Source organism: Pseudoalteromonas sp. SIMBA_162 (genome assembly GCF_046535955.1).
Taxonomy (GTDB): domain Bacteria; phylum Pseudomonadota; class Gammaproteobacteria; order Enterobacterales; family Alteromonadaceae; genus Pseudoalteromonas; species Pseudoalteromonas marina.
The window spans coordinates 1-265 of the sequence record NZ_JAWJBQ010000543.1 but is presented as its reverse complement, the minus strand read 5'-3'; the positions used below and the strand labels follow the sequence as shown (position 1 = coordinate 265).

Sequence of the window (265 nt, the reverse complement as noted above, 5' to 3'; positions counted from 1 at the left end):
CAAAGGATGAATTTGAACTACTTAATCACCTATATGTATCTGGCTATACCTATGAAGCATTGGCGGAAAAACAAGGAATCAGCATTTCAACGTTAAAAAAACGCCGTCAACGAATAATGGAGAAAGTTCGGAAACAGTTGAACATGAAATAAGGAATAAGGGGATGTTTAAGTACTGACATCCCCGTAATTCCTTATAAACGCCTCTACTTCAACATTTCATCCATCTCTTTATATACTTCTTCCGTGATTGGAAGTGAGTGAAC

1 protein-coding gene is annotated in these 265 nt (G+C 37.0%); it reads left to right on the top strand.

Annotated features, from left to right (window positions below; all coding sequences use genetic code 11):
- Window positions 1-152: sigma factor-like helix-turn-helix DNA-binding protein (locus R0J88_RS20850; protein WP_410901004.1), on the top strand; the 152-nt coding region annotated here is incomplete at its 5' end.
- Between the last annotated feature and the right edge of the window lie 113 nt (window positions 153-265).